The sequence below is a fragment of the Kitasatospora sp. NPDC094015 genome (assembly GCF_040304075.1).
Taxonomy (GTDB): Bacteria; Actinomycetota; Actinomycetes; order Streptomycetales; family Streptomycetaceae; genus Kitasatospora.
On the sequence record NZ_JBEOUL010000003.1, the window covers coordinates 251961 to 273607 of the forward strand.

Genomic DNA, 21647 nt, shown 5'->3' on the forward strand with positions numbered 1-21647 from the left:
GTTCAGCTCCCTTCGGAATGGTCGGCCCCGTTGAGGGCGTCCTGCAGTTGCGGGGTCCGGCTGCGCCGGCGCGGCACCGGCGGGAGTTCCTGGCCGGGCAGCGGGGGCACCGGGTAGCCGCCCGCCATCGGGTCGAAGGCCGCCGGGCCCGGTTCGGCCCCGGCCGCGGACTCGGGCTCGGGCTTGCGCCGGATCACGTCCCGCACCAGGGCGAGCAGCAGCAGCACCGCGATCGGCGCGCCGACGTACAGCACGACCTTGCCGAAGTCGTAGCCCTCGTTTCGCAGCGCCCGGACGCTGGCCACCATCACCAGCCAGACCAGCGAGACCGGGATCAGGACCTTCCAGCCCAGCTTCATGAACTGGTCGTAGCGCAGCCGGGGCAGCGTGCCGCGGAGCCAGATGAAGAAGAACAGCAGCAGCTGGATCTTGATGGTGATCCAGAGCAGCGGCCACCAGCCGTGGTTGGCCCCCTCCCAGAAGGTGGAGATCGGCCACGGGGCCCGCCAGCCGCCCAGGAACAGGGTGGAGGCGACCGCCGAGACGGTGACCATGTTGACGTACTCCGCCAGCATGAACATCGCGAACTTCAGCGAGCTGTACTCGGTGTTGAACCCGCCGACCAGCTCGCCCTCGGCCTCCGGGAGGTCGAACGGCGCCCGGTTGGTCTCGCCGACCATGGCGATGATGTAGACGATGAACGACACCGGCAGCAGCACCCCGAACCAGGTCGGCTGCTGCGAGGCGACGATCTCCGAGGTCGACATCGAGCCGGAGTAGATGAACACCGCCGCGAAGGACAGGCCCATCGCGATCTCGTACGAGATCATCTGCGCGGAGGAACGGATGCCGCCGAGCAGCGGGTAGGTCGAGCCGGAGGACCAGCCGGCCAGCACGATGCCGTAGATCCCCACCGAGGCGGTGGCCAGGATGTAGAGCAGCGCGATCGGCAGGTCGGTGAGCTGCATCGGGGTCCGGGTGCCGAAGATCGAGATCTCGTCGCCGGCCGGGCCGAAGGGGATCACCGCGAAGGCCATGAAGGCGGGGATGGCGCTGACGATCGGGGCCAGGATGTAGACCGCCTTGTCGGCGCCCTTCACCACCAGGTCCTCCTTCAGCGCCAGCTTGACGCCGTCGGCCAGCGACTGGAGCAGACCCCACGGACCGTGCCGGTTGGGGCCGATCCGCAGCTGCATCCAGGCGACGACCTTGCGCTCCCAGACGATCGCGATCAGCACCGTCAGGACCAGGAACGCGAAGACGAAGACCGCCTTCAGCAGCACCAGCCACCAGGGGTCACGGCCGAAGAATCCCAGGGTCTCGTAGGCAGCAAGCATCACGCCTCCTCGGCCGCGGTGATGGTGACCAGGTGGCCGGGGGTGGTGCCGAGCGCGCGGTGGGCGCCGCCCGGGGTGGAGTTGAGCGGCAGCCAGACCGTGCGGTCCGGCAGTTCGTCGGTGAGCTCCAGCGGCAGCTCCAGCGAGCCGGCCGGGCCGGTGATCCGCACGGCGCGCCCGGCGCCGATCTCGGCGGCGGTGACCGGCGAGAGCCGGGCCACCGCGGGGTGCCGGGTGCCCGCGAGGTGCGGGTCGCCCTGCTGGAGCGAGCCGTTGTCGAGCAGCAGCCGGTGGCCCGCCAGCACGGCCTGGCCACCGGCCGGGCGGGGCAGCGGGGCCGGGTGGACGGCCGGCGCGGTCGGGCGGTCGCCCTCCCAGGGGGCGAAACGGTCCAGCTCGAACCGGGCCGCCCGGACGTCCGGCAGGCCGAGCGGGCGGCCGATCGCCTCGGCGAGCATGTTCAGCACCCGCACGTCCGAGTGCAGCTGGCGCCCCATCATCTGGTCGGGCTTGAGCGCCGGCTCGAACATCCGTACCCGGCCCTCCCAGTCCAGGAAGGTGCCGGCCTTCTCGGCCACCGCGGCCACCGGCAGCACCACGTCGGCGTGCTCGGTGACCGCCGACGGGCGCAGCTCCAGCGAGAGCACGAAGGACGCCCGGGTGAGCGCCTCCTCGGCGAGCGCCGGGTCCGGCAGGTCGTCCAGGCCGACCCCGCCGAGCACCAGCGCGGTCAGGTCGCCCTGCACGGTCGCGGCCAGCATCTGGTCGGTGTCCCGGCCGAGGCGCGCCGGCAGGTCGGTGGCGCCCCACAGCTCGGCCGCCTCGGCCCGCGCGGCGGGCACCGAGACCGCCCGGCCGCCGGGCAGCAGGCCCGGCAGCGCGCCGGCCTCGACCGCGCCCCGCTCGCCGGCCCGGCGCGGCACCCAGGCCAGCCGGGCCCCGGTCACCGCGGCCAGCCGCAGCGCGGCGCTCAGCCCGCCGGGCACCCCGGCCAGCCGCTCGCCCACCAGGATCACGGCGCCCTCGGCGCGCAGCTGATCGGCGGCGCGGCCGGCGTCGTCCGCCAGCACCTCGTCCCCGGCCAGCGCGGTCAGCCACTCCGCCTCGGTGCCGGGGGCGGCCGGCAGCAGCGCGCCGTGCAGCTTGCCCAGGCCCCGGGAGGAGTGCGAGGCGATCGCGTACACCTTGAGGCCGGCGGCCCGGTTGGCCTTGCGCAGCCGCAGGAAGACGATCGGCGCCTCCTCCTCGGGCTCCAGGCCGGCCAGCAGCACTGCGGGCGCGGCCTCCAGCGCCGCGTACGAGACGCCCTCGCCGCCCAGGTCCACCCCGCGGCCGGCGACCGCGGCGGCCAGGAAGTCCGCCTCCTCGCCGCTGTGCGGGCGGGAGCGGAAGTCCACGTCGTTGGTGCCCAGCACCACACGGGCGAACTTGGCGTAGCCGTACGCGTCCTCGACCGTCACCCGGCCGCCGGTGAGCACCCCGGCGCGGGCGCCGCGCAGGCCCTCGGCGGCCGCGGCGAGCGCCTCCGACCAGGAGGCGGGGACGAGTTCACCGCTCTCGTCGCGGACCAGCGGGGTGGCGAGCCGGTCGCGCTGCTGCGCGTAGCGGAAGGCGAACCGGCCCTTGTCGCAGTTCCACTCCTCGTTGATCTCCGGCTCGTTGCCGGCCAGCCGGCGCAGCACCTTGCCGCGCCGGTGGTCGGTGCGCTGGCCGCAGCCGGCCGAGCAGTGCTCGCACACGCTCGGCGAGGAGACCAGGTCGAACGGACGGGAGCGGAACCGGTAGGCGGCCGAGGTGAGCGCGCCGACCGGGCAGATCTGGATGGTGTTGCCGGAGAAGTACGAGCGGAACTCGTCGCCCTCGCCGGTGCCGACCTGCTGCAGCGCCCCGCGCTCCACCAGGTCGATGAACGGGTCGCCGGCGATCTCCTGGGAGAACCGGGTGCAGCGGGCGCACAGCACGCAGCGCTCGCGGTCCAGCAGCACCTGGGTGGAGACCGGCACCGGCTTCTCGTAGGTCCGCTTCATCCCCTCGAACCGGGAGTCCGCGCCGCCGGTGGACATCGCCTGGTTCTGCAGCGGGCACTCGCCGCCCTTGTCGCAGACCGGGCAGTCCAGCGGGTGGTTGATCAGCAGCAGCTCCATCACGCCGCGCTGGGCCTTCTCGGCCACCGGCGAGCTGATCTGGGTGCGCACCACCATGCCCTCGGCCACCGGGATGGTGCACGAGGCGACCGGCTTGCGCTGGCCCTCGACCTCGACGATGCACTGCCGGCAGGCCCCGGCCGGGGCGAGCAGCGGGTGGTCGCAGAAGCGCGGGATCTGGGTGCCGATCTGTTCGGCGGCGCGGATCACCAGGGTGCCCTTGGGGACCTGGACCTCGACGCCGTCGATGGTGAGCGTGACCAGCTCCACCTGGGTGGAGGGCTCAGTGATCGTCACGCGTGCACCTCCCTCTCGGTGGCGGACTCGTGGGCGGACGACCGGCCGGCCCACACCGTGGCGGCGGCCGGGTCGAAGGGGCAGCGGCGCTCGGCGAGGTGCTGCTCGTACTCGGCGCGGAAGTGCTCGAGCGAGGAGACGATCGGGCTGGCGGCGCCGTCGCCGAGGGCGCAGAAGGACTTGCCGTTGATGTTGTCGGCGATGTCCAGCAGCTTCTCCAGGTCGCCCTCGACGCCCTGGCCCGCCTCGATCCGCTTGAGCAGCTGGACCAGCCAGTAGGTGCCCTCCCGGCAGGGGGTGCACTTGCCGCAGGACTCGTGGGCGTAGAACTCCGTCCACCGGGTCACCGCCCGCACCACGCAGGTGGTCTCGTCGAAGACCTGCAGCGCCTTGGTGCCGAGCATCGAACCGGCCGCGCCGACCCCCTCGTAGTCGAGCGGGACGTCGAGGTGCTGGTCGGTGAACATCGGGGTGGAGGAGCCGCCCGGGGTCCAGAACTTCAGCCGGTGGCCGGACCTGACCCCGCCGCTGATGTCCAGCAGCTGGCGCAGCGTGACGCCGAGCGGGGCCTCGTACTGGCCCGGGTTGGTGACGTGGCCGGAGAGCGAGTAGAGCGTGAAGCCCGGGGACTTCTCGGTGCCCAGCGACTTGAACCAGTCCTTGCCGCGGGCCAGGATCGGCGGCACCGAGGCGATCGACTCGACGTTGTTGACCACGGTCGGGCAGGCGTAGAGACCGGCGATGGCCGGGAACGGGGGGCGCAGCCGGGGTTGGCCGCGGCGGCCCTCCAGCGAGTCCAGCAGCGCCGTCTCCTCGCCGCAGATGTACGCCCCGGCGCCCGCGTGCACGGTGATGTCGAGGTCGATCCCGGAGCCGAGGACGTCCTTGCCGAGGTACCCGGCCTCGTACGCCTCGGCAACCGCGGCGTGCAGCCGGCGCAGCACCGGGACGACCTCGCCGCGCAGGTAGATGAAGGCGTGGTCGCAGCGGATCGCGTAGGACGCGATGATCATGCCTTCGATCAGGCTGTGCGGGTTGGCGAAGAGCAGCGGGATGTCCTTGCAGGTGCCCGGCTCGGACTCGTCGGCGTTGACCACCAGGTAGTGCGGCTTGCCGTCGTTCTGCGGGATGAACTGCCACTTCATCCCGGTCGGGAAGCCGGCGCCGCCGCGGCCGCGCAGGCCGGCGTCCTTGACCAGCGCGATCACGTCGTCCGGCGACATGGCGAGGGCGGCCCGCAGGCCCTCGTACCCCTCGTGCCGGCGGTAGGTTTCCAGGGTCCAGGGGCGGTCGTCGTCCCAGGAGGCGGAGAGGACCGGTGAGAGGAGCTTCTCGGCCGGCTCTGCGGAGGTCATCACGCTTCCGTCCCTTCGTGCCGCGGGGAGACCACCTTGGTGCCGGGGGCGCCGGGCAGCGCCTCGCCCTTGGCCAGCCGCAGGCCGGCCAGCGAGGGGGTGCCACCGGCGCCGGACTCGTCCACCGCGCCGGGGCGCTCGTCGGGGAAGCCGGCCAGGATCCGGGAGGTCTCCCGGAAGGAGCAGAGACGGGCGCCGCGGGTGGGCTTGGGGTCCTGGCCCGCACGCAGGTCGTCGACCAGCTGCCGGGCGCTCTCCGGGGTCTGGTTGTCGAAGAACTCCCAGTTGACCATCACCACGGGGGCGTAGTCGCAGGCCGCGTTGCACTCGATGTGCTCGATCGAGATCTCGCCGTCGGCGGTGGTCTCGTTGTTCTCGACCCCGAGGTGGTCCTGGAGCTCGGCGAAGATCTGGTCGCCGCCGAGCACCGCGCAGAGCGTGTTGGTGCAGACCCCGACGTGGTACTTACCGGCGGGCCGGCGGCGGTACATGGTGTAGAAGGTCGCGACCGCGGTCACCTCGGCGGTGGTCAGGTCGAGCTGTTCGGCGCAGAAGCGGATGCCGGTCGGGCTGACGTAGCCCTCCTCGGCCTGCACCAGGTGCAGCAGCGGGAGCAGTGCGGAGCGGGCGACCGGGTAGCGGTCGATCAGCTCGCGGGCGTCCGTGGCGAGGCGCTCGCGCACCTCGGCCGGGTACGGCACGGCCGGCATCGCCGGCAGACCGAGTTCTACGTTGGTCACCGGTCCACGCCTCCCATCACCGGGTCGATCCCGGCCACCGCGACGATCACGTCGGCGACCTGGCCGCCCTCGCACATCGCCGCCATCGTCTGCAGGTTGGTGAACGACGGGTCGCGGAAGTGGACCCGGTAGGGCCGGGTGCCGCCGTCGCTGACCACGTGCACCCCGAGCTCCCCCTTGGGCGACTCGACCGCCGTGTACGCCTGGCCGACCGGGACCCGGAAGCCCTCGGTGACCAGCTTGAAGTGGTGGATCAGGGCCTCCATCGAGGTGCCCATGATCTTGCGGATGTGGTCGAGCGAGTTGCCCATCCCGTCCGGGCCGACGGCCAGTTGGGACGGCCAGGCGATCTTCTTGTCGGCCACCATCACCGGGCCGGGCTTCAGCCGGTCCAGGCACTGCTCGGCGATCCGCAGGGACTGCCGCATCTCCTCCAGGCGGATCAGGAACCGCCCGTAGGAGTCCGCGGTGTCGGCGACCGCCACCTCGAAGTCGTAGTTCTCGTACCCGCAGTACGGGTCGGACTTGCGCAGGTCGTGCGGCAGGCCGGTGGCCCGCAGGATCGGGCCGGTGGCGCCGAGCGCCAGGCAGCCGGCCAGGTCCAGGTGGCCGACGTCGACCAGCCGGGCCTTGAACACCGGGTTGTCGGTGGCCAGTTTGTCGTACTCGTGCATCCGGGAGCGGAGCAGCTTGATGGCCTCGCGGACCTGGTCGACGGCGCCGGGCGGGAGGTCCTGGGCGAGGCCGCCGGGGCGGACGTAGGCGTGGTTCATCCGCAGGCCGGTGACGAGTTCGAACAGGTCGAGGATGACCTCGCGGTCCCGGAAGCCGTAGATCATCAGGGTGGTGGAGCCGATCTCCATGCCGCCGGTGGCCAGCGCCACCAGGTGCGAGGAGATCCGGTTGAGCTCCATCATCAGGACCCGGATCACGGTCGCCCGGTCCGGCACCTGGTCGGTGATCCCGAGCAGCTTCTCGACCGCCAGGCAGTAGGCGGTCTCGTTGTACAGCGGCGTCAGGTAGTCCATCCGGGTCACGAAGGTGGTGCCCTGGACCCAGTTGCGGAACTCCATGTTCTTCTCGATGCCGGTGTGCAGGTAGCCGATGCCGCAGCGGGCCTCGGTCACCGTCTCGCCGTCGATCTCCAGGATCAGCCGCAGCACGCCGTGGGTGGACGGGTGCTGGGGGCCCATGTTGACGATGATCCGCTCGTCGTCGGCCCGACCGACGGCCTCGACCACCTCGCCCCAGTCGCCACCGGTGACGGTGAACACGCGCCCCTCGGTGGTCTCGCGCGCTCCTGCTTCGTAGTGAGTGGTCATCAGCTGTACGACCTCCGCTGGTCGGGCGCCGGGATCTGGGCGCCCTTGTACTCGACGGGGATGCCGCCGAGCGGGTAGTCCTTGCGCTGCGGGTGGCCCAGCCAGTCGTCCGGCATCATGATCCGGGTGAGTGCGGGGTGGCCCTCGAAGACCAGGCCGAAGAAGTCGTAGGTCTCCCGCTCGTGCCAGTCGTTGGTCGGGTAGACGCTGACCACGGAGGGGATCCGCGGATCGGCGTCGGGCGCGGTGACCTCCAGCCGCAGCAGCCGGCCGTGGGTGATCGAGCGCAGCTGGTACACCGCGTGCAGTTCGCGGCCCTGGTCGCTCGGGTAGTGCACGCCGCTCACGCCGAGGCAGAGCTCGTAGCGCAGCGCCGGGTCGTCGCGCAGCGTGCGCACGGTGCGCAGCAGGTGCTCGCGGCTGATGTGGAAGGTGAGTTCACCCCGGTCCACCACGGTCTTCTCGATCACGTCGGCCGGGTCGAGCCCCTGCTCCTCCAGGGCCCCCTCCAGCTCGTCGGCCACCTCGTCGAAGCCGTGCCCGTACGGGCGGCTGCTCGGCGGGGGCAGCACGATCGGCGCGTTCAGGCCGCCGAAGCCGGAGGTGTCGCCGGTGCCGTGGGCGCCGAACATGCCCTGCCGGCGGCCGACCACCTCGACCGGCAGCTCGGTGCGGTGCGGCTCCGTGCGGGAGGCGGGGACGGTGCTGTCGTCGCTCATCGCAGCAGCCCACCCATCTCGCTGGTGGGGGTGGCGTGCAGGGCGAGCTGCTCCGCCTCCTCCTGCGCACGGACCTTGTTCACGCCGAGCTTCTCGTGCTGGATCTTCTCGTGCAGCTTGATGATCGCGTCCAGCAACATCTCGGGGCGCGGCGGGCAGCCCGGCAGGTAGATGTCCACCGGCACGATGTGGTCGACGCCCTGGACGATGGCGTAGTTGTTGAACATGCCGCCCGAGGAGGCGCAGACGCCCATCGAGATGACCCACTTCGGGTTGGGCATCTGGTCGTACACCTGGCGCAGCACCGGCGCCATCTTCTGGCTCACCCGGCCCGCCACGATCATCAGATCGGCCTGCCGCGGTGAGCCGCGGAACACCTCCATGCCGAACCGGGCCAGGTCGTAGCGGCCCGCGCCGGTGGTCATCATCTCGATCGCGCAGCAGGCGAGCCCGAAGGTGGCGGGGAAGACAGACGCCTTCCGCACCCACCCGGCGGCGGCCTCCACGCTGGTGAGCAGAAAGCCGCTCGGCAGCTTCTCCTCGATTCCCATCAGTTCCCTCTCAATGCGATCCAAGTCCGGTGGCGATGACGCCCGTTCACCTTGCGCGCCGGTTCACAAGGCCGGCCCGGTCAGTCCCACTCCAGACCGCCGCGGCGCCACACGTAGGCGTACGCGACGAAGACGGTGGCGATGAAGAGCAGCATCTCGACCAGCCCGAAGATCCCCAGGGCGTCGAAGCTGACCGCCCACGGGTAGAGGAAGACGATCTCGATGTCGAAGACGATGAAGAGCATCGCCGTCAGGTAGTACTTGATCGGGAACCGACCGCCGCCCACGGGCTGCGGGGTCGGCTCGATGCCGCACTCGTACGCCTCCAACTTGGCCCGGTTGTACCGCTTGGGGCCGGTCAGTGAGGCCATCGTGACGGAGCCGACCGCGAACGCCGCCGCGATGGCACCGAGTACGAGGATCGGCGCGTAGGCATTCATAAGCCCCCGCTCCCTCCGTCCAGTCGTCCTTGACTGCAGATCGGAACCGCGGGATCACCCCAGGTGAACCCGTGATCCACTTCCTGAGATCCAACTCATGTGAGGCAGTTCACAAAGCCTGGATCGAGCGCATCCTATGCCCGTCGGCTTGTGATCTGCGACACGCAGTTCCAGACGATCTTTGTGATCTGCGACACCTCGCAAAGGCACCCGTAGACGATCAAGTCGCGAACTATCAACACAGCGGAGGCAAATGGGCACAATCAGTCGCATTCAACGGTGAACCGACAGGTCAGCGGCCTCCGCCTATATCAATCCACCATCGCCCGAGGCAAATTTCGGTCACCTCAGGTTGACGTGTTATAGGTCCTCACCCGCGAGAGTGGCCGGCCCGGTGCGTCCGCTTGACCCTTCGTTCACAAGCGCACGAACCGGCCCCGATCGGCGGGAGTAGCGCCCGCCGGAGCGGGCATGGATGACTCGTCCCACGAGTGACACGTCCATGCCACCAGATCCGCTCCCCCTCCGGAGGTTCCGCACGTGAAGCGCAAGCACTGGGCCCTGCTGCTGGCCGCCGCCACCGTCCCGCTCACCCTGGCGACCACCGTGCAGGCCGCCTCGGCGGCCCCCGCGCTCCAGGTCGGCTGCACGTACACACCGGCCGTCCCCGCCGACAACTTCAAGGGCATCCCGGTCTTCGACGCGGTCAAGGCGGCCAAGCCCTACCGGGCGACGCTGCGGACCAAGCAGGGCGACATCACCTTCAAGGCGCTGACCGCCCAGGCCCCGTGCACCACCTTCTCGTTCCGCTTCCTCGCCGAGCACGACTACTTCGACCGGACCCACTGCCACCGGCTCACCACCCAGCGGATCTTCGTGCTGCAGTGCGGCGACCCCACCGGCACCGGCAGCGGCGGCCCGGGCTACTCGTTCCCGGACGAGAACCTCACCGGCGCGACCTACCCGGCCGGCACCGTGGCGATGGCCAACGCCGGCCCCGACACCAACGGCAGCCAGTTCTTCTTCGTCTGGAAGGACACCAAGCTCTCCCCCGCCTACACCCCGTTCGGCCAGGTCACCGGCGGCCTGGACGTGCTGCAGAAGATCGCCGCGGCGGGCGAGGACGACCAGAACGGCCCCGGCGACGGCTACCCGGCGCTGCGCACCGACATCCGCAACGTCAAGATCACCAAGGGCTGACCGCGGCACGGCATCCCGTACGGTGGGGGCCCACCCCCTCGCCGTACGGGAGCCGAGCCCATGGACCGCGCCACCTGGCAGACCGTCGACGAACTGGTCACCTGGCTGGACCGGGAGAGCCGGCTGCCGGCCGGCGACGAGAAGCTGCTGCGGATCCTCAAGCTCACCGAGGAGGTCGGCGAGGTCGGCCAGGCCGTCATCGGCGCCACCGGCCAGAACCCGCGCAAGGGGGTCACCCACAGCTGGCAGGACGTCCAGCACGAACTGTGCGACGTGGTCTTCGCCGCCCTGGTCGCGCTGCGCACCCTCACCCCGGACGCCCGGCAGGTCTTCGAGGAGCGGATGGCGTACGTCGAGCGGCGCTCGCTCGGCATCACCACGACCGACCGGCTCGACCTCGTCCCGCTGCGCGAGGACCACGCCCAGGAGATGGCCGCCGTGCTCGCCGACCCCGCGCTGCACGCCTTCACCGGGGGCGCCCCCTCGACGGCCGAGGAACTGCGGGCCCGCTACCGCCGGTTGGCCGCCGGCTCCCCCGAGCCCGGCACCAGCTGGCACAACTGGGTGGTACGGCTACGCGCCGACCACCGCCTGACCGGCTACGTGCAGGCCACCGTCACCGGCCGCACCGCCGAGCTGGCCTGGGTGGTCGGCACCCCGTGGCAGGGCCGCGGCATCGCGGTCGAGGCGGCCCGCGCGGTCGCCGTCGAGCTGACGGCCGGCCAGGTCGACACCCTGGTCGCGCACATCCACCCCGACCACCACGCCTCGGCGGCGGTCGCCACCGCCCTCGGGCTGAGCCCGACCGACCGCTGGTACGACGGCGAGCGCCGCTGGGAGTCCTGACCGCCGCGCCCGCGCCTCGGCCCGCCGGTGCTCGCCACCGGTCGCTACTGCTCGCCGAGCAGCATCCACTTGTCCGGCTTGGCCAGCGGCTCGAACCCGGCCTTCGCGTAGACCTCGTGGGCGTCGGCGGTGGCCAGCATGAGGCGCCGCAGCCCGTACTCGGCGAGGTGGTCGCGGACCGCGCCGGCCAGCGCTGTCCCGAGGCCCCGGCCGCGCGCGCCGGGCGCGACGTAGACGTCGCACAGCCAGCCGAAGGTGGCCAGGTCGGTGACCACCCGGGCGTAGCCGAGCTGGGCCCCCGAGCTGCGCTCGTAGACGCCGAAGTTGAGCGAGTTGGCGATCGCCCGGTCCTGCTTCTCCCGGGGGCGGCCGAGGGCCCAGTAGGCGTCCTCGGAGAGCCAGCGGTGGATGAGTGCGGCGTCCAGGCGGTCCGGGTCGGTGGAGATCTCGTAGCCGTCCGGCAGGTTGGTGTCCATGCCCGGATCCAAGCACCGCGGCCCCGGGCCGGGCCAGCGAAATCCTGGCCCGGCCCGGGGCCGGTGCGGGTCAGGCGTTCGGCGCGACCTTGGTGAGGCCGTTGATCAGGCGGTCCATCGCGTCGCCGCCCTGCGGGTCGGTCAGGTTCGCCAGCAGCTTGAGGGTGAACTTCATCAGCAGCGGGTGGGTCAGGCCGCGCTCGGTGGCGAGCTTCATCACCTTCGGGCTGCCCAGCAGCTTCACGAACGCCCGGCCGAGCGTGTAGTAGCCGCCGTAGGTGTCCTTGAGCACCTGCGGGTAGCTGTGCAGCACCCGCTCGCGCCCGGCGTCGGTGATCCGGGCCGCGGCCTGGACGATGACGCCCGCCGCGATCTGGCCGGATTCCATCGCATAGGCGATGCCCTCGCCGTTGAACGGGTTGACCATGCCACCCGCGTCGCCGACCAGCAGCAGGCCGCGGGTGTAGTGCGGCTGCCGGTTGAAGGCCATCGGCAGCGCCGCGCCGCGGATCTTCTCGGTCATGTTCTCCGGCGTGTAGCCCCACTCCTCGGGCATCCCGGAGCACCAGGTGGTGAGCACCTCGGGCCAGTTGAGGTTGCCGAAGGCCGGCGAGGAGTTGAGGATGCCGAGGCCGACGTTGGAGGTGCCGTCGCCCATCCCGAAGATCCACCCGTAGCCGGGCAGCAGCTCGTCCTTCTTGCGCGGGTCCCGCAGCTCCAGCCAGGACTCCAGGAAGTCGTCGTCGTGCCGGGGCGAGGTGAAGTACGTCCGGTAGGCGACGCCCATCGGACGGTCCTCCTTGCGGTGCAGCCCCATCGCGACCGAGAGCCGGGTGGAGTTGCCGTCCGCGGCGACCACCAGCGGGGCCCGGTAGACCACCGCCCGCTTCTCCTCGCCCAGCTTGGCGGTGACCCCGGTGATCCGGCCGGTCCGCTCGTCCAGCACCGGGCCGGTGACGTTGCACCGCTCGACCAGCCGGGCGCCGGCCTTCTGCGCCTGACGGGCCAGCAGCTCGTCGAAGTCGGCCCGCTTGCGGACCAGGCCGTAGTCCGGGAAGGAGGCCAGCTCGGGCCAGTCCAGCTCCAGCCGGACCCCGCCGCCGATGATCCGCAGGCCCTTGTTGTGCAGCCAGCCGTTGCCGGTGGAGACGTCGATGCCCATGTCCACCAGCTGCTTGGTGGCGCGCGGGGTCAGGCCGTCGCCGCAGACCTTGTCGCGCGGGAACTCGGTCTTCTCCAGCAGCAGCACGTCCAGCCCGGCCTGGGCCAGGTAGTACGCGGTGGTGGCGCCCGCCGGGCCGGCGCCGACCACGATGACGTCCGCGGTGCTCTCCACGGGGCTGTCCGGCTTCGTCAGATCGGTCGCGGTGTCGGTGGTCACGACTGGCACTCTCCTGCGAACGGCGGTGTGGGGGCTCGGTCCGGCTGGGCTGCGGACGCCCGCAGCAGTCTAGTTGTCAGACCTTGAAGCCCCGGTGCAGGGCGACGATGCCACCGGTCAGGTTGCGCCAGGCGACCTTCGACCAGCCGGCCTGCTGGATCTTGCCGGCCAGCGCGGGCTGGTCGGGCCAGGAGCGGATCGACTCGGCCAGGTAGACGTAGGCGTCCGGGTTGCTGCTGACCGCGGTGGCGACCGGCGGCAGCGCCCGCATCAGGTACTCGGTGTAGACCGTGCGCAGCGGCGTCCAGGTCGGGGTGGAGAACTCGCAGATCACCAGCTTGCCGCCGGGCTTGGTGACCCGGTACAGCTCGCTCAGCGCCTCGTCGGTGTCCTGCACGTTGCGCAGCGCGAAGGAGATGGTGACGGCGTCGAAGACCCCGTCGGCGAACGGCAGCCTGGTGGCGTCGCCGGCCGTCAGCGCCAGCTCGGGGTGGCGGCGCTTGCCCTCGGTGAGCATCCCGAGCGAGAAGTCGCAGGGGACCACCTCGGCGCCGGACTCGGCGAAGGGCAGCGAGGAGGTGCCGGTGCCGGCACCCAGGTCGAGGATCCGCTGCCCCGGTCCGGCACCGATCGCCTCGGCCACGGCGCGGCGCCACAGGCGGGTCTGGCCGAGGGAGAGGACGTCGTTGGTCCGGTCGTACTTGGCCGCGACGTCGTCGAACATCGCGGCGACTTCGTGCGGCTGCTTGTCCAGGGAGGCTCGGGTCACGGCACCCATTGTTCACCTTGCTCCGGGTGGGACGGCAGACGGGGTGTCCCCGGGTGCGGCGCGCGGTGGCCCGGGCAGGCGCTCCGCACACCGACGCAACCGGCGGGCGCGGGCCGATCCCTCCGGGCGCCGGTGTGCGCCGGTCAGCGGGCGGCGCGTCGGCCGCCCTTGCGGCGCCGGCGGGAGCGCTTGCCGTGCGTGATGGCGGGCATCCCGTCGCCGAGCGCCTCGGCCGCCAGCGCGACCGTGGCGCGCACCCGGGAATCGCCGCGGCGCGCCGGGTTGGCCCGCCGGTGGCGCCAGATCCGGACCACGCAGCCCGCGCACAGCAGCAGGGCGATCGGCACGCTGGTACGGGCCAGTCCGACGCCGACCGGCTGCGGGTAGCGCTCGCCGCAGACCCGGACCGCGCCGGGGTCGTCGGCAGCGTGCTCCAGGCAGATGGTCTCGCCGACCCGGGCGTCCTCGGGGAGCCAGAGGTCGGCGGCGAGCAGTTGGCGGCCGCCGGCCTGGTAGCGGACCTGGCTGTAGGTGCCGCTGCCGCCGGGCAGCTGGGTGACGGTGCCGTCGACCCGGACGGGGTGGGCGGCGATCCGGTCGGCCTGGTCGGCCTGGCGCCAGCCGAGCAGGCAGAGCCCGAGGGCGAGCACCGCGCTCAGGACGGCGACGAGGTACCAGCCCCGGCCGAGCCGTGGCCGAGCCGCTGGGCCGAACGACCCGTTCGGTCGGGGGGCGGTCGCGGATTGCATGGTTCCCTGTCCTGGCTGCCGTCACCTGAGTGGCTGACCGGGATCGTAACCGCTGGCGGGCCCTCAGGTCACGGTGACGCCTGATCATTCGATATGAGGATCACCACGTCCGAGATGGTTTCCGGCCACCCCATGGCGGGAAATTCACGGCCCGTCACCGCCGGCGGTACAGCAGCCGTCCGCCCAGCACGGTGGCCACGCAGCAGCCTGCGCCACGCTCGGCCAGCGCCGCCACCGAGGGCGCGTCGAAGACCGCGAAGTCCGCCGCCGCACCGACCGTCAGTGCACGGTGCACCAGGTCGGCGGGGCTCCCGGAGGCCAGCGGGTCGAGGCCGCCCGGACTGCTGCCGTCCACGTCGCCGTCCACGTCGTCGCCCGGTCCCGCCGCCCCGGGCAGCACGGTCAGCCCGGAGCGGGCGACGGCGGTGCGGACCGCCGGCAGTTCGAACGGGCCGGCCACCGCGGTGGTCCCGAAGGCCAGCATCCGCTGCAGCCCGCGCCGGGCACTGCCGCCGCGGCGCTCCGGGTCGACCTCGATCAGCAGCGGTTCCTCGCCGAGGTCCTCCCGCGGGTCCGGGTGGTAGGCGCGTTCCAGCAGCCGGCGCCCCGACGGGTTGCGCAGGCCGGGCAGCAGCAGGCCGCCCCAGTCCCGGACCCGCGCACCGGAGCCGGCCAGGTCCTGGTACGGCCCGAGGGCCGCCACCACGGCGCCGTCCACCAGCACCGCCCCGTCGGGGATCGGCGGGGCGGCGGGATCGGCCGGGTCGGGCACCAGCAGGGCGGCCCGGTGCAGGGTCAGCATCAGCTGGCGGAGAGGATCTTCAGCTCGGGGTGGGCGGTGCCGCCGTCCAGCGCGGTGGAGGCGATGTGCGAGGCCACCCGCGGGTCGACCGGGTCGTTCGCCGGGTCGTCCAGCACCCGCAGGTGCTGGTAGGTGGTGGAGCGCTGGGCCGGCACCCGGTCGGCCGCCCGGATCAGGTGGATCAGCTCGGTCAGGTTCGACCGGTGCTTGGCGCCGGCCATCGAGACCACGTTCTCCTCCAGCATGACCGAGCCCAGGTCGTCGGCGCCGTAGTGCAGCGACAGCTGGCCGGCCTCCTTGCCGGTGGTCAGCCAGGAGCCCTGGATGTGGGCGATGTTGTCGAGGAACAGCCGGGCGATGGCGATCATCCGCAGGTACTCGAAGACGGTCGCCTGGGTGGAGCCCTTGAGGTGGTTGTTCTGCGGCTGGTAGGTGTACGGGATGAAGGCGCGGAAGCCGCCGGTGCGGTCCTGCACGTCGCGGATCATGCGCAGGTGCTCGATCCGCTCGGCGTTGGTCTCGCCGGTGCCCATCAGCATGGTCGAGGTGGACTCGACGCCCAGCCCGTGCGCCGTCTCCATGATCTCCAGCCAGCGCTCGCCGGACTCCTTGAGCGGGGCGATCGCCTTCCGCGGCCGGGCCGGCAGCAGCTCGGCGCCGGCACCGGCGAAGGAGTCCAGGCCGGCCCGGTTGATCCGGGTGATCGCCTCCTCGACGGAGACCCCGGAGAGCCGGGCCATGTGCTCGACCTCGGAGGCGCCCAGCGAGTGGATCACCAGCTGCGGGAAGTCCGCCTTGATCGCGGAGAAGGCGCGCTCGTAGTACTCGACGCCGTAGTCCGGGTGGTGGCCGCCCTGGAACATGATCTGGGTGCCGCCCAGTTCGACCGTCTCGGCGCACCGGCGCAGGATCTCGTCGAGGTCGCGGGACCAGCCCTTGTCGCTCTTCGGCGGTACGTAGAAGGCGCAGAACTTGCAGGCCGTCACGCAGACGTTGGTGTAGTTGATGTTGCGCTCGATGATGTACGTCGCGATGTGCTCGACGCCCGCGTAGCGGCGGCGGCGCACCGCGTCCGCGGCCGAGCCGAGCGCGTGCAGCGGCGCCGAGCGGTAGAGCTCCAGCGCCTCCTCCGGGGTGATCCGGCCACCGCCCGCCGCGCGGTCCAGAACGGCCTGCAGGTCGGTCGCGGAAAGGGTCTGCTCGGACACCTGGCGGGCCTTCTTTCTGTCCATCCATCGGGTCGCCTCCGCCGGTGCGGGGGCGCCGGCCGACATGACCGAACCAGCCTACGCCAGCCCTCCGCGCCCCCCGCCGAGCCCTCGCCCGCACCGCCGTCCGGGCTTGCGCCGCGCGCCGGAGGCGCTCTGCCGAGGGTGGGCTACGGGCGGGGCGCGCCCTGCGCGGTCAGGTCACCGGACGGGTCGGAGCCCAGCGGTGCCTCGCTGACCTGAAGGTGCAGGGTGCGGGCGTCGGTGAGCGTGTAGGTCTGCTTCTCCGGCGTGCCGGTGCACCCCGCCCCGTCCCCCGGTGCCGGGCGCTCCTGCACCACGATCCGGTCGGCCGCCGCCGAGAGCAGGGTCAGCTCGCCGTGGCAGACGGTGCTGCTCAGCCGGGACGCGTTGCTGGTGCGGCCGACCTTCTCGCCGACCCGTCCGGCCGTCAGCTCGACCTCGAAGTCGCTGGCGAGCGGCACGATCTGGGTGGTGATCGGCCCCTTCCAGGTGCCGAGGTAGCCGGCCGGCAACGCGGCGCCGCCGCTCGCCGCGGGGGAGGCCGGACCGTCGGAGGAGGTCCGGGCGGCCGGGGTGCCGGCCGTGCCGGCGGGGGTGGCGGCGGTGGCCGGCCCGCCCGAGGAGGCCGCCGAGGCCGCAGCGCCGTCCTGGCTCCGGTGCGCGCCGCCGTCCGGCAGGCTCTGGATCCACAGCGCCGCCCCGATCACCGCGGCGACCAGGACGGCGGCCGCCGCCACCAGGGGCCGGCGGCGCCTGCCGCTCCCGCCGGTTCCGGTGGCCGGGGTGCCGCCGGGCGGGCGGCCGGTGGTCCGCGGGCCGTCCAGTTCGGTGGGGTGCCGGTCCCCGGGGGCGGCGGCCTGCCCGGCCGCTTCGCCCTCCAGGTCGAGGAGTTCGACCGCGCTGCGGCCGACCGCCGCCGAGAGCGCGGGCGGCAGCCAGCCGCCGTCCGCCGGGTCGGGCACCCCGGCGGCCAGCAGCCGCTCCCGCAGGGCGCCGGGGGCCGGCCGGTCCTCGGGCCGCTTGGCCAGGCACTCGCCGACCACCGCGCGCAGCCCGTCCGGCACGCCGTCGAGGTCGGGCTCCTCGTGCAGCACCCGGTAGAGCAGGACGGCCGCGCTGACGCCCTCGCCGAACGGGGCCGTCCCGGTGGCCGCGTAGGCGAGCACCGCGCCGAGCGAGAAGACGTCCGAGGCCGGGCCGCTGCGGGCGCCCGCCGCCTGCTCCGGCGACATGAAGCCGGGCGAGCCGACCACGAATCCGGACCGGGTCAGCTCCGCGGCGCCGTCCAGCGCCCGGGAGATGCCGAAGTCGATCAGGCGCGGCCCGTCCAGGGCGAGCAGCACGTTGGAGGGTTTGACGTCCCGGTGCACCAGGCCGAGCGTGTGCACGTGGGCCAGCGCCCCGGCCAGGTCGGCGCCGAGCAGGTGCACGGCGGGGCCGGGCAGCGGCCCGAAGCGGCGGACCGCGACGCCCAGCGCGGGCCCGGCCACGTAACCGGTGGCCACCCAGGGCTGCGGCCCCTCGGTGTCGGCGTCCAGCACCGGCGCCGTGCGGGCGCCGCCCACCAGCCGGGCGGCCGACACCTCCTGACGGAACCGGGCGCGGAACTCCGGGTCGTCGGCCAGCTCGGGGCGCACCACCTTGACCGCGACCGTCCGGCCGCCCGCGGTGCGGCCGAGGTAGACCCGGCCCATGCCGCCGGCCCCGAGCCGGCGCAGCAGCCGGTACGCGCCGATCTGTCGCGGATCGTCCGCCGCCAGCGGCTCCATGGCCCGTCCCCTCGTGTCGGTCCGCGCGGCATCCGGCGGCCCGTCAGGCTGCTGCCGCAGCAGCCCAGACCCTACCGGCCGGCGGGGGCCCGGTCAGGGGCTCGGCCGGCCGGCGGCGGCCCGGTCAGAGGCTCAGCCGACCGGCGCGGGCTCCAGCAGGCCGATCGCCACGTCCGGCGCGAAGCCGCTGTCGGCGGCCACCCGGCGGGCGAACTCGGCGATCCCGGCCAGCTGGCGCCCGCCCAGCGAGAAGTCCAGCGCCTCGCTGAAGTACCTCTCCAGCAACGGGGCGTCGAAGGACTCCCAGCGGGCGGCCTGGGCAGCCACCTTGCCGGCCTCGGCCAGCGAGAGGTCCCGGGACTCCAGGAAGGCGCGGTGCACGGCGGCCACCGTCTCCGGGTGCCGGTCGGCGTACTCGCGGCGGGCGGCCCAGACGGCGAAGACGAACGGCAGCCCGGTCCACTCCTTCCACATCGCGCCGAGGTCGTGCACGGCCAGCCCCTGGGTGGGCGCCTGCTCCAGCGAGGCGCGCAGCGCCGGGTCGCCGATCAGCACGGCGGCGTCCGCCCGGGCCAGCATCGCGTCCAGGTCGGGCGGGCAGCCGAAGTACTCGGGGCGGACCCCTTCGCGCTCCTCCAGCAGCAGCCGGGCCAGCCGCACCGAGGTCCGGCTGGTGGAGCCGAGGGCGACCGGCCGGCCGTCCAGCTCGGCCAGCGGCACCTTGCTGACGATGACGCAGGACATCACCGGGCCGTCGCTGCCGACCGCGATGTCCGGCAGCACCACCAGCCGGTCGGCGTTGCGCAGGTACTCCACGCAGGTGATCGGGCCGATGTCCAGGGCGCCGTTCACCAGCTGGTCGCTGAGCTTCTCCGGGGTGTCCTTGGTCAGGTCGAGATCGAGCAGGTTTCCGGTCCGGGCCAGGCCCCAGTAGAGGGGGAGGCAGTTGAGGAACTGAATGTGTCCGACCCGCGGCCTTACCGCCGCCGGGCCGCCTGCGTCCGTACCGGTCACCGCGTGCTCCCTCTGCTGTTCGTACTCTGCTGGCAGGGTATGCCCGCCTTACGGAAGGCCTCGCACCCGGTGGCCGACACACCGCGTACGGCTTTCGGAGACCCCTGGTCGGGGCAGCCCCCGCGTGCTACGGTTCCACACAGTTGCAGTTTGATTCCCCTTGCAGTACTTGGAGCCTGCGGAGCATGTAACCGCAGGCTTTTTGTAATTTTTCACCAGCATCAATTGAGCACTGATTGAGCACTGTGCGAAAAACTCCGGACCCACTCCGGAGGCGGGGCGATCAGCGCAGCGGACCGGGTGCCACAAGGTGTGGTGCCCGCTACGTCGCTCGCAAGGAGAACGGTATGGCGACCGGAACCGTCAAGTGGTTCAACGCCGAGAAGGGCTTCGGCTTCATCGCCCAGGAGGGCGGCGGCCCCGACGTCTTCGTCCACTACTCCGCCATCAACGCGAGCGGCTTCCGCTCGCTGGAGGAGAACCAGGCGGTCAGCTTCGACGTCACCCAGGGTCCGAAGGGCCCGCAGGCGGAGAACGTCACCCCTGTCTGATCCATCCTCTGATGATCTGATCGCTCTGGACCCCGTGTGGGTCTGTCGGCGGCCCTGATCAGCCGCTGGTAAGAGCATGACGAGCAGTACCAAGGGGGCCCGCCCCGGTCCGGTTCTTCCGGACCTGGCGGGCCCCCTGCCTGTTGTCCCGGGAGCCCGCCGCCCGGGGTCGGGATCCGGCCGTCGTGCCGGCGGCAGGTCGACGCGCGGACCCGCTCGAATGCGGGGACCATGGCGCCATGGCGAGCGGTACGGGCGGTGCGGCGGGCACGGCGGGCACGGCGGGTGCGGCGGGCACGGCGGCAGGACGGGTGGTCCTGCTGGCCCTGGCGTCCGGTCAGTTCCTGATGGCCCTGGACAGCTCGGTCATGAACGTCTCGATCGCGACCGTCGCCGACGACGTGGGCACCACCGTGACGGGGATCCAGGGCGCCATCACCGCCTACACGCTGGTGATGGCGATGTTCATGATCCCCGGCGGCAAGGTCGGCGCGATCATCGGCCGCCGGCGCGCCTTCATGATCGGTTCGGTGATCTACGGCTGCGGTTCGGCCACCACCGCACTCGCCCCGAACCTCCCGGTGCTGCTGGTGGGCTGGGCCTTCCTGGAGGGCATCGGGGCGGCGCTGATCCTGCCCGCGATCGTGGCCCTGGTGGCCGGCAACTTCGCACCGGAGCGCCGGCCGGCCGCGTACGGGCTGGTCGCCGCCGCGGGGGCGGTGGCGATCGCGCTGGGACCGCTGATCGGCGGCCTGGCGACCACCTACTTCTCCTGGCGCTGGGTGTTCGCCGGCGAGGTGGTGCTGGTGCTCGGCATCCTGCTGCTGGCCCGCCGGATCGCCGACGCGCCCGCCGGTGAACGGCCGCGGCTCGACCTGGTCGGCACGCTGCTCTCCGCCCTCGGGCTGGGCGTCCTGGTGCTCGGCATCCTCCGTTCGGGCGAATGGGGCTGGTTCCGTCCGAAGCCCGACGCGCCCGCCTGGCTGGGGATCTCGTTGGTGGTGTGGCTGGTGCTGGCGGGGCTGCTGCTGCTCTGGCTGTTCCTGCGCTGGGAGGCCCGGCTGACGGCGCGCGGGGCGCAGCCACTGGTGGACCCGGCGCTGCTGGCGAACCGGCAGCTCACCGGCGGTCTGACGATGTTCTTCTTCCAGTACCTGGTGCAGATGGGCGTGTTCTTCGTCGTCCCGCTGTACCTGTCGGTGGCGCTCGGCCTGTCCGCGCTGGCCACCGGGGCACGCATCCTGCCGCTCTCGCTCACCCTGCTGGCCGCCGCGGTGCTGATCCCGCGCCTGCTGCCGGACGCCTCGCCGCGCCGGGTGGTGCGCCTTGGGGTGCTCGCGCTGCTGGCGGGCGCGGTGGTGCTGCTGGCCCTGCTCGACGCGGACGCGGGCGCCGAGGTGGTCACCGTGCCGCTGCTGCTGATCGGGCTCGGCATGGGCGCACTGGCCTCCCAGCTCGGCGCGGTCACCGTGTCGGCGGTGCCGGACGAGCAGAGCGCCGAGGTGGGCGGGGTGCAGAACGCCGTCACCAACCTCGGCGCCTCGATCGGCACCGCGCTGGCCGGCTCCATCATGATCGCGGCGCTGACCAGCTCCTTCCTCAGCGGCATCGCGCAGAACCCGGCGGTGCCGCCCGAGGTGACCAGCCGGGCCACCGTCCAACTGGAGAGCGGCGTGCCGTTCCTGTCGGACGCCCAGCTCACCGAGGCCCTCGAACGGGCCGGCACCGGTCCTGAGGTGACCGCCGCGGCCCTCGACGCCAATGCCGCCGCCCGCCTCGACGGGCTGCGCGCGGCGCTCGCCGTGCTCGCCCTCGCCGCGGTCCTCGCGCTGTTCTGCACCCAGCGGATCCCGACCACCCCGCCCCGCTCCCCGGCCGGTTGAGGAACCCGCACCGCAGCGCCGCGCTCCCACCCGGTTGCTTCCGGAACGCACCGAGCCCTCCCCCGCGCTG

At 72.6% G+C, this 21647-nt stretch carries 20 protein-coding genes; 4 read left to right on the plus strand and 16 right to left on the minus strand.

What is annotated here, in order from left to right; genetic code table 11:
* Positions 1 to 2: 2 nt before the first annotated feature.
* The 8 genes from nuoH to ABT014_RS05455 all read right to left on the minus strand — a co-directional run bounded on the left by nuoH (position 3) and on the right by ABT014_RS05455 (position 8905).
* Positions 3 to 1337: an NADH-quinone oxidoreductase subunit NuoH gene (nuoH, locus tag ABT014_RS05420; RefSeq protein WP_350637314.1), complete on the minus strand. Its 1335-nt coding sequence runs from the start codon at positions 1335 to 1337 to the stop codon at positions 3 to 5.
* Positions 1337 to 3778 (minus strand): NADH-quinone oxidoreductase subunit G, encoded by a 2442-nt coding sequence (locus ABT014_RS05425; protein WP_350637315.1) that lies wholly within the window; start codon positions 3776 to 3778, stop codon positions 1337 to 1339. The genes nuoH and ABT014_RS05425 overlap by 1 nt, the downstream gene beginning before the upstream one ends.
* Positions 3775 to 5133: an NADH-quinone oxidoreductase subunit NuoF gene (gene nuoF / locus ABT014_RS05430; protein ID WP_350637316.1), complete on the minus strand. Its 1359-nt coding sequence runs from the start codon at positions 5131 to 5133 to the stop codon at positions 3775 to 3777. The genes ABT014_RS05425 and nuoF overlap by 4 nt, the downstream gene beginning before the upstream one ends.
* Positions 5133 to 5873 carry an NADH-quinone oxidoreductase subunit NuoE gene (gene nuoE, locus ABT014_RS05435; protein ID WP_350637317.1) on the minus strand — a complete coding sequence of 247 codons (741 nt, stop codon included), beginning with the start codon at positions 5871 to 5873 and terminating at the stop codon, positions 5133 to 5135. Before nuoE ends, nuoF begins: the two co-directional genes overlap by 1 nt.
* On the minus strand, positions 5870 to 7195 hold the full coding sequence (locus ABT014_RS05440) for an NADH-quinone oxidoreductase subunit D (RefSeq protein WP_350637318.1): 1326 nt from the start codon (positions 7193 to 7195) through the stop codon (positions 5870 to 5872). The genes nuoE and ABT014_RS05440 overlap by 4 nt, the downstream gene beginning before the upstream one ends.
* On the minus strand, positions 7195 to 7914 hold the full coding sequence (locus ABT014_RS05445) for an NADH-quinone oxidoreductase subunit C (protein WP_350637319.1): 720 nt from the start codon (positions 7912 to 7914) through the stop codon (positions 7195 to 7197). The genes ABT014_RS05440 and ABT014_RS05445 overlap by 1 nt, the downstream gene beginning before the upstream one ends.
* Positions 7911 to 8465, minus strand: coding sequence for a NuoB/complex I 20 kDa subunit family protein (locus tag ABT014_RS05450; RefSeq protein WP_350637320.1), 555 nt, complete (start codon positions 8463 to 8465; stop codon positions 7911 to 7913). Before ABT014_RS05450 ends, ABT014_RS05445 begins: the two co-directional genes overlap by 4 nt.
* An 80-nt stretch (positions 8466 to 8545) precedes the next feature.
* Positions 8546 to 8905, minus strand: coding sequence for an NADH-quinone oxidoreductase subunit A (locus ABT014_RS05455; protein WP_033822576.1), 360 nt, complete (start codon positions 8903 to 8905; stop codon positions 8546 to 8548).
* Between the two features lie 540 nt (positions 8906 to 9445).
* Here ABT014_RS05455 and ABT014_RS05460 point away from each other — a divergent pair.
* Together ABT014_RS05460 and ABT014_RS05465 are read left to right on the plus strand one after the other, a co-directional pair.
* Positions 9446 to 10105 (plus strand): peptidylprolyl isomerase, encoded by a 660-nt coding sequence (locus ABT014_RS05460; RefSeq protein ID WP_350637321.1) that lies wholly within the window; start codon positions 9446 to 9448, stop codon positions 10103 to 10105.
* A 342-nt stretch (positions 10106 to 10447) separates the two neighbouring features.
* Complete coding sequence (locus tag ABT014_RS05465) at positions 10448 to 10951, plus strand: GNAT family N-acetyltransferase (protein ID WP_350637478.1); 504 nt, start codon at positions 10448 to 10450, stop codon at positions 10949 to 10951.
* A 44-nt stretch (positions 10952 to 10995) separates the two neighbouring features.
* Here ABT014_RS05465 and ABT014_RS05470 read toward each other — a convergent pair whose 3' ends face one another.
* From ABT014_RS05470 to ABT014_RS05505, 8 genes are all read right to left on the minus strand, one after another.
* The gene (locus tag ABT014_RS05470; protein ID WP_350637322.1) at positions 10996 to 11427 is read right to left on the minus strand and encodes a GNAT family N-acetyltransferase; all 432 of its coding nucleotides are present in this window, start codon (positions 11425 to 11427) and stop codon (positions 10996 to 10998) included.
* Positions 11428 to 11497: 70 nt separating this feature from the next.
* Complete coding sequence (locus tag ABT014_RS05475; RefSeq protein WP_350637323.1) at positions 11498 to 12808, minus strand: geranylgeranyl reductase family protein; 1311 nt, start codon at positions 12806 to 12808, stop codon at positions 11498 to 11500.
* 76 nt (positions 12809 to 12884) lie between these two features.
* Positions 12885 to 13577 (minus strand): demethylmenaquinone methyltransferase, encoded by a 693-nt coding sequence (locus tag ABT014_RS05480; protein ID WP_350637324.1) that lies wholly within the window; start codon positions 13575 to 13577, stop codon positions 12885 to 12887.
* Positions 13578 to 13720: 143 nt separating this feature from the next.
* A complete protein-coding gene (locus ABT014_RS05485) occupies positions 13721 to 14326 on the minus strand; it encodes a hypothetical protein (protein ID WP_350637325.1) in 606 nt (201 codons plus the stop codon).
* Positions 14327 to 14480: 154 nt separating this feature from the next.
* Positions 14481 to 15128: a hypothetical protein gene (locus ABT014_RS05490; protein WP_350637326.1), complete on the minus strand. Its 648-nt coding sequence runs from the start codon at positions 15126 to 15128 to the stop codon at positions 14481 to 14483.
* The gene (gene mqnC / locus ABT014_RS05495) at positions 15128 to 16360 is read right to left on the minus strand and encodes a cyclic dehypoxanthinyl futalosine synthase (RefSeq protein ID WP_350637327.1); all 1233 of its coding nucleotides are present in this window, start codon (positions 16358 to 16360) and stop codon (positions 15128 to 15130) included. The genes ABT014_RS05490 and mqnC overlap by 1 nt, the downstream gene beginning before the upstream one ends.
* 146 nt (positions 16361 to 16506) lie before the next feature.
* Positions 16507 to 18129 carry a serine/threonine-protein kinase gene (locus tag ABT014_RS05500; protein ID WP_350637328.1) on the minus strand — a complete coding sequence of 541 codons (1623 nt, stop codon included), beginning with the start codon at positions 18127 to 18129 and terminating at the stop codon, positions 16507 to 16509.
* A 132-nt stretch (positions 18130 to 18261) separates the two neighbouring features.
* Positions 18262 to 19143 carry a menaquinone biosynthetic enzyme MqnA/MqnD family protein gene (locus tag ABT014_RS05505; RefSeq protein ID WP_350637329.1) on the minus strand — a complete coding sequence of 294 codons (882 nt, stop codon included), beginning with the start codon at positions 19141 to 19143 and terminating at the stop codon, positions 18262 to 18264.
* Positions 19144 to 19490: 347 nt separating this feature from the next.
* Here ABT014_RS05505 and ABT014_RS05510 point away from each other — a divergent pair, with 347 nt between their 5' ends.
* Positions 19491 to 19694 carry a cold-shock protein gene (locus ABT014_RS05510; RefSeq protein WP_003998944.1) on the plus strand — a complete coding sequence of 68 codons (204 nt, stop codon included), beginning with the start codon at positions 19491 to 19493 and terminating at the stop codon, positions 19692 to 19694.
* 239 nt (positions 19695 to 19933) lie between these two features.
* Positions 19934 to 21577 (plus strand): MFS transporter, encoded by a 1644-nt coding sequence (locus tag ABT014_RS05515; RefSeq protein ID WP_350637330.1) that lies wholly within the window; start codon positions 19934 to 19936, stop codon positions 21575 to 21577.
* The last annotated feature ends 70 nt before the right edge of the window (positions 21578 to 21647 follow it).

What these genes read in the sequence shown, in the direction of transcription:
- nuoH (WP_350637314.1), bottom strand. Translation starts at nt 1,337, where the DNA reads ATGCTTGCTGCCTACGAGACCCTGGGATTCTTCGGCCGTGACCCCTGG.
- nuoF (WP_350637316.1), bottom strand. Translation starts at nt 5,133, where the DNA reads ATGACCTCCGCAGAGCCGGCCGAGAAGCTCCTCTCACCGGTCCTCTCC.
- ABT014_RS05440 (WP_350637318.1), bottom strand. Translation starts at nt 7,195, where the DNA reads ATGACCACTCACTACGAAGCAGGAGCGCGCGAGACCACCGAGGGGCGC.
- ABT014_RS05445 (WP_350637319.1), bottom strand. Translation starts at nt 7,914, where the DNA reads ATGAGCGACGACAGCACCGTCCCCGCCTCCCGCACGGAGCCGCACCGC.
- ABT014_RS05450 (WP_350637320.1), bottom strand. Translation starts at nt 8,465, where the DNA reads ATGGGAATCGAGGAGAAGCTGCCGAGCGGCTTTCTGCTCACCAGCGTG.
- ABT014_RS05455 (WP_033822576.1), bottom strand. Translation starts at nt 8,905, where the DNA reads ATGAATGCCTACGCGCCGATCCTCGTACTCGGTGCCATCGCGGCGGCG.
- ABT014_RS05465 (WP_350637478.1), top strand. Translation starts at nt 10,448, where the DNA reads ATGGCGTACGTCGAGCGGCGCTCGCTCGGCATCACCACGACCGACCGG.
- ABT014_RS05470 (WP_350637322.1), bottom strand. Translation starts at nt 11,427, where the DNA reads ATGGACACCAACCTGCCGGACGGCTACGAGATCTCCACCGACCCGGAC.
- ABT014_RS05485 (WP_350637325.1), bottom strand. Translation starts at nt 14,326, where the DNA reads ATGCAATCCGCGACCGCCCCCCGACCGAACGGGTCGTTCGGCCCAGCG.
- ABT014_RS05490 (WP_350637326.1), bottom strand. Translation starts at nt 15,128, where the DNA reads ATGCTGACCCTGCACCGGGCCGCCCTGCTGGTGCCCGACCCGGCCGAT.
- mqnC (WP_350637327.1), bottom strand. Translation starts at nt 16,360, where the DNA reads ATGGACAGAAAGAAGGCCCGCCAGGTGTCCGAGCAGACCCTTTCCGCG.
- ABT014_RS05500 (WP_350637328.1), bottom strand. Translation starts at nt 18,129, where the DNA reads ATGGAGCCGCTGGCGGCGGACGATCCGCGACAGATCGGCGCGTACCGG.
- ABT014_RS05510 (WP_003998944.1), top strand. Translation starts at nt 19,491, where the DNA reads ATGGCGACCGGAACCGTCAAGTGGTTCAACGCCGAGAAGGGCTTCGGC.
- ABT014_RS05515 (WP_350637330.1), top strand. Translation starts at nt 19,934, where the DNA reads ATGGCGAGCGGTACGGGCGGTGCGGCGGGCACGGCGGGCACGGCGGGT.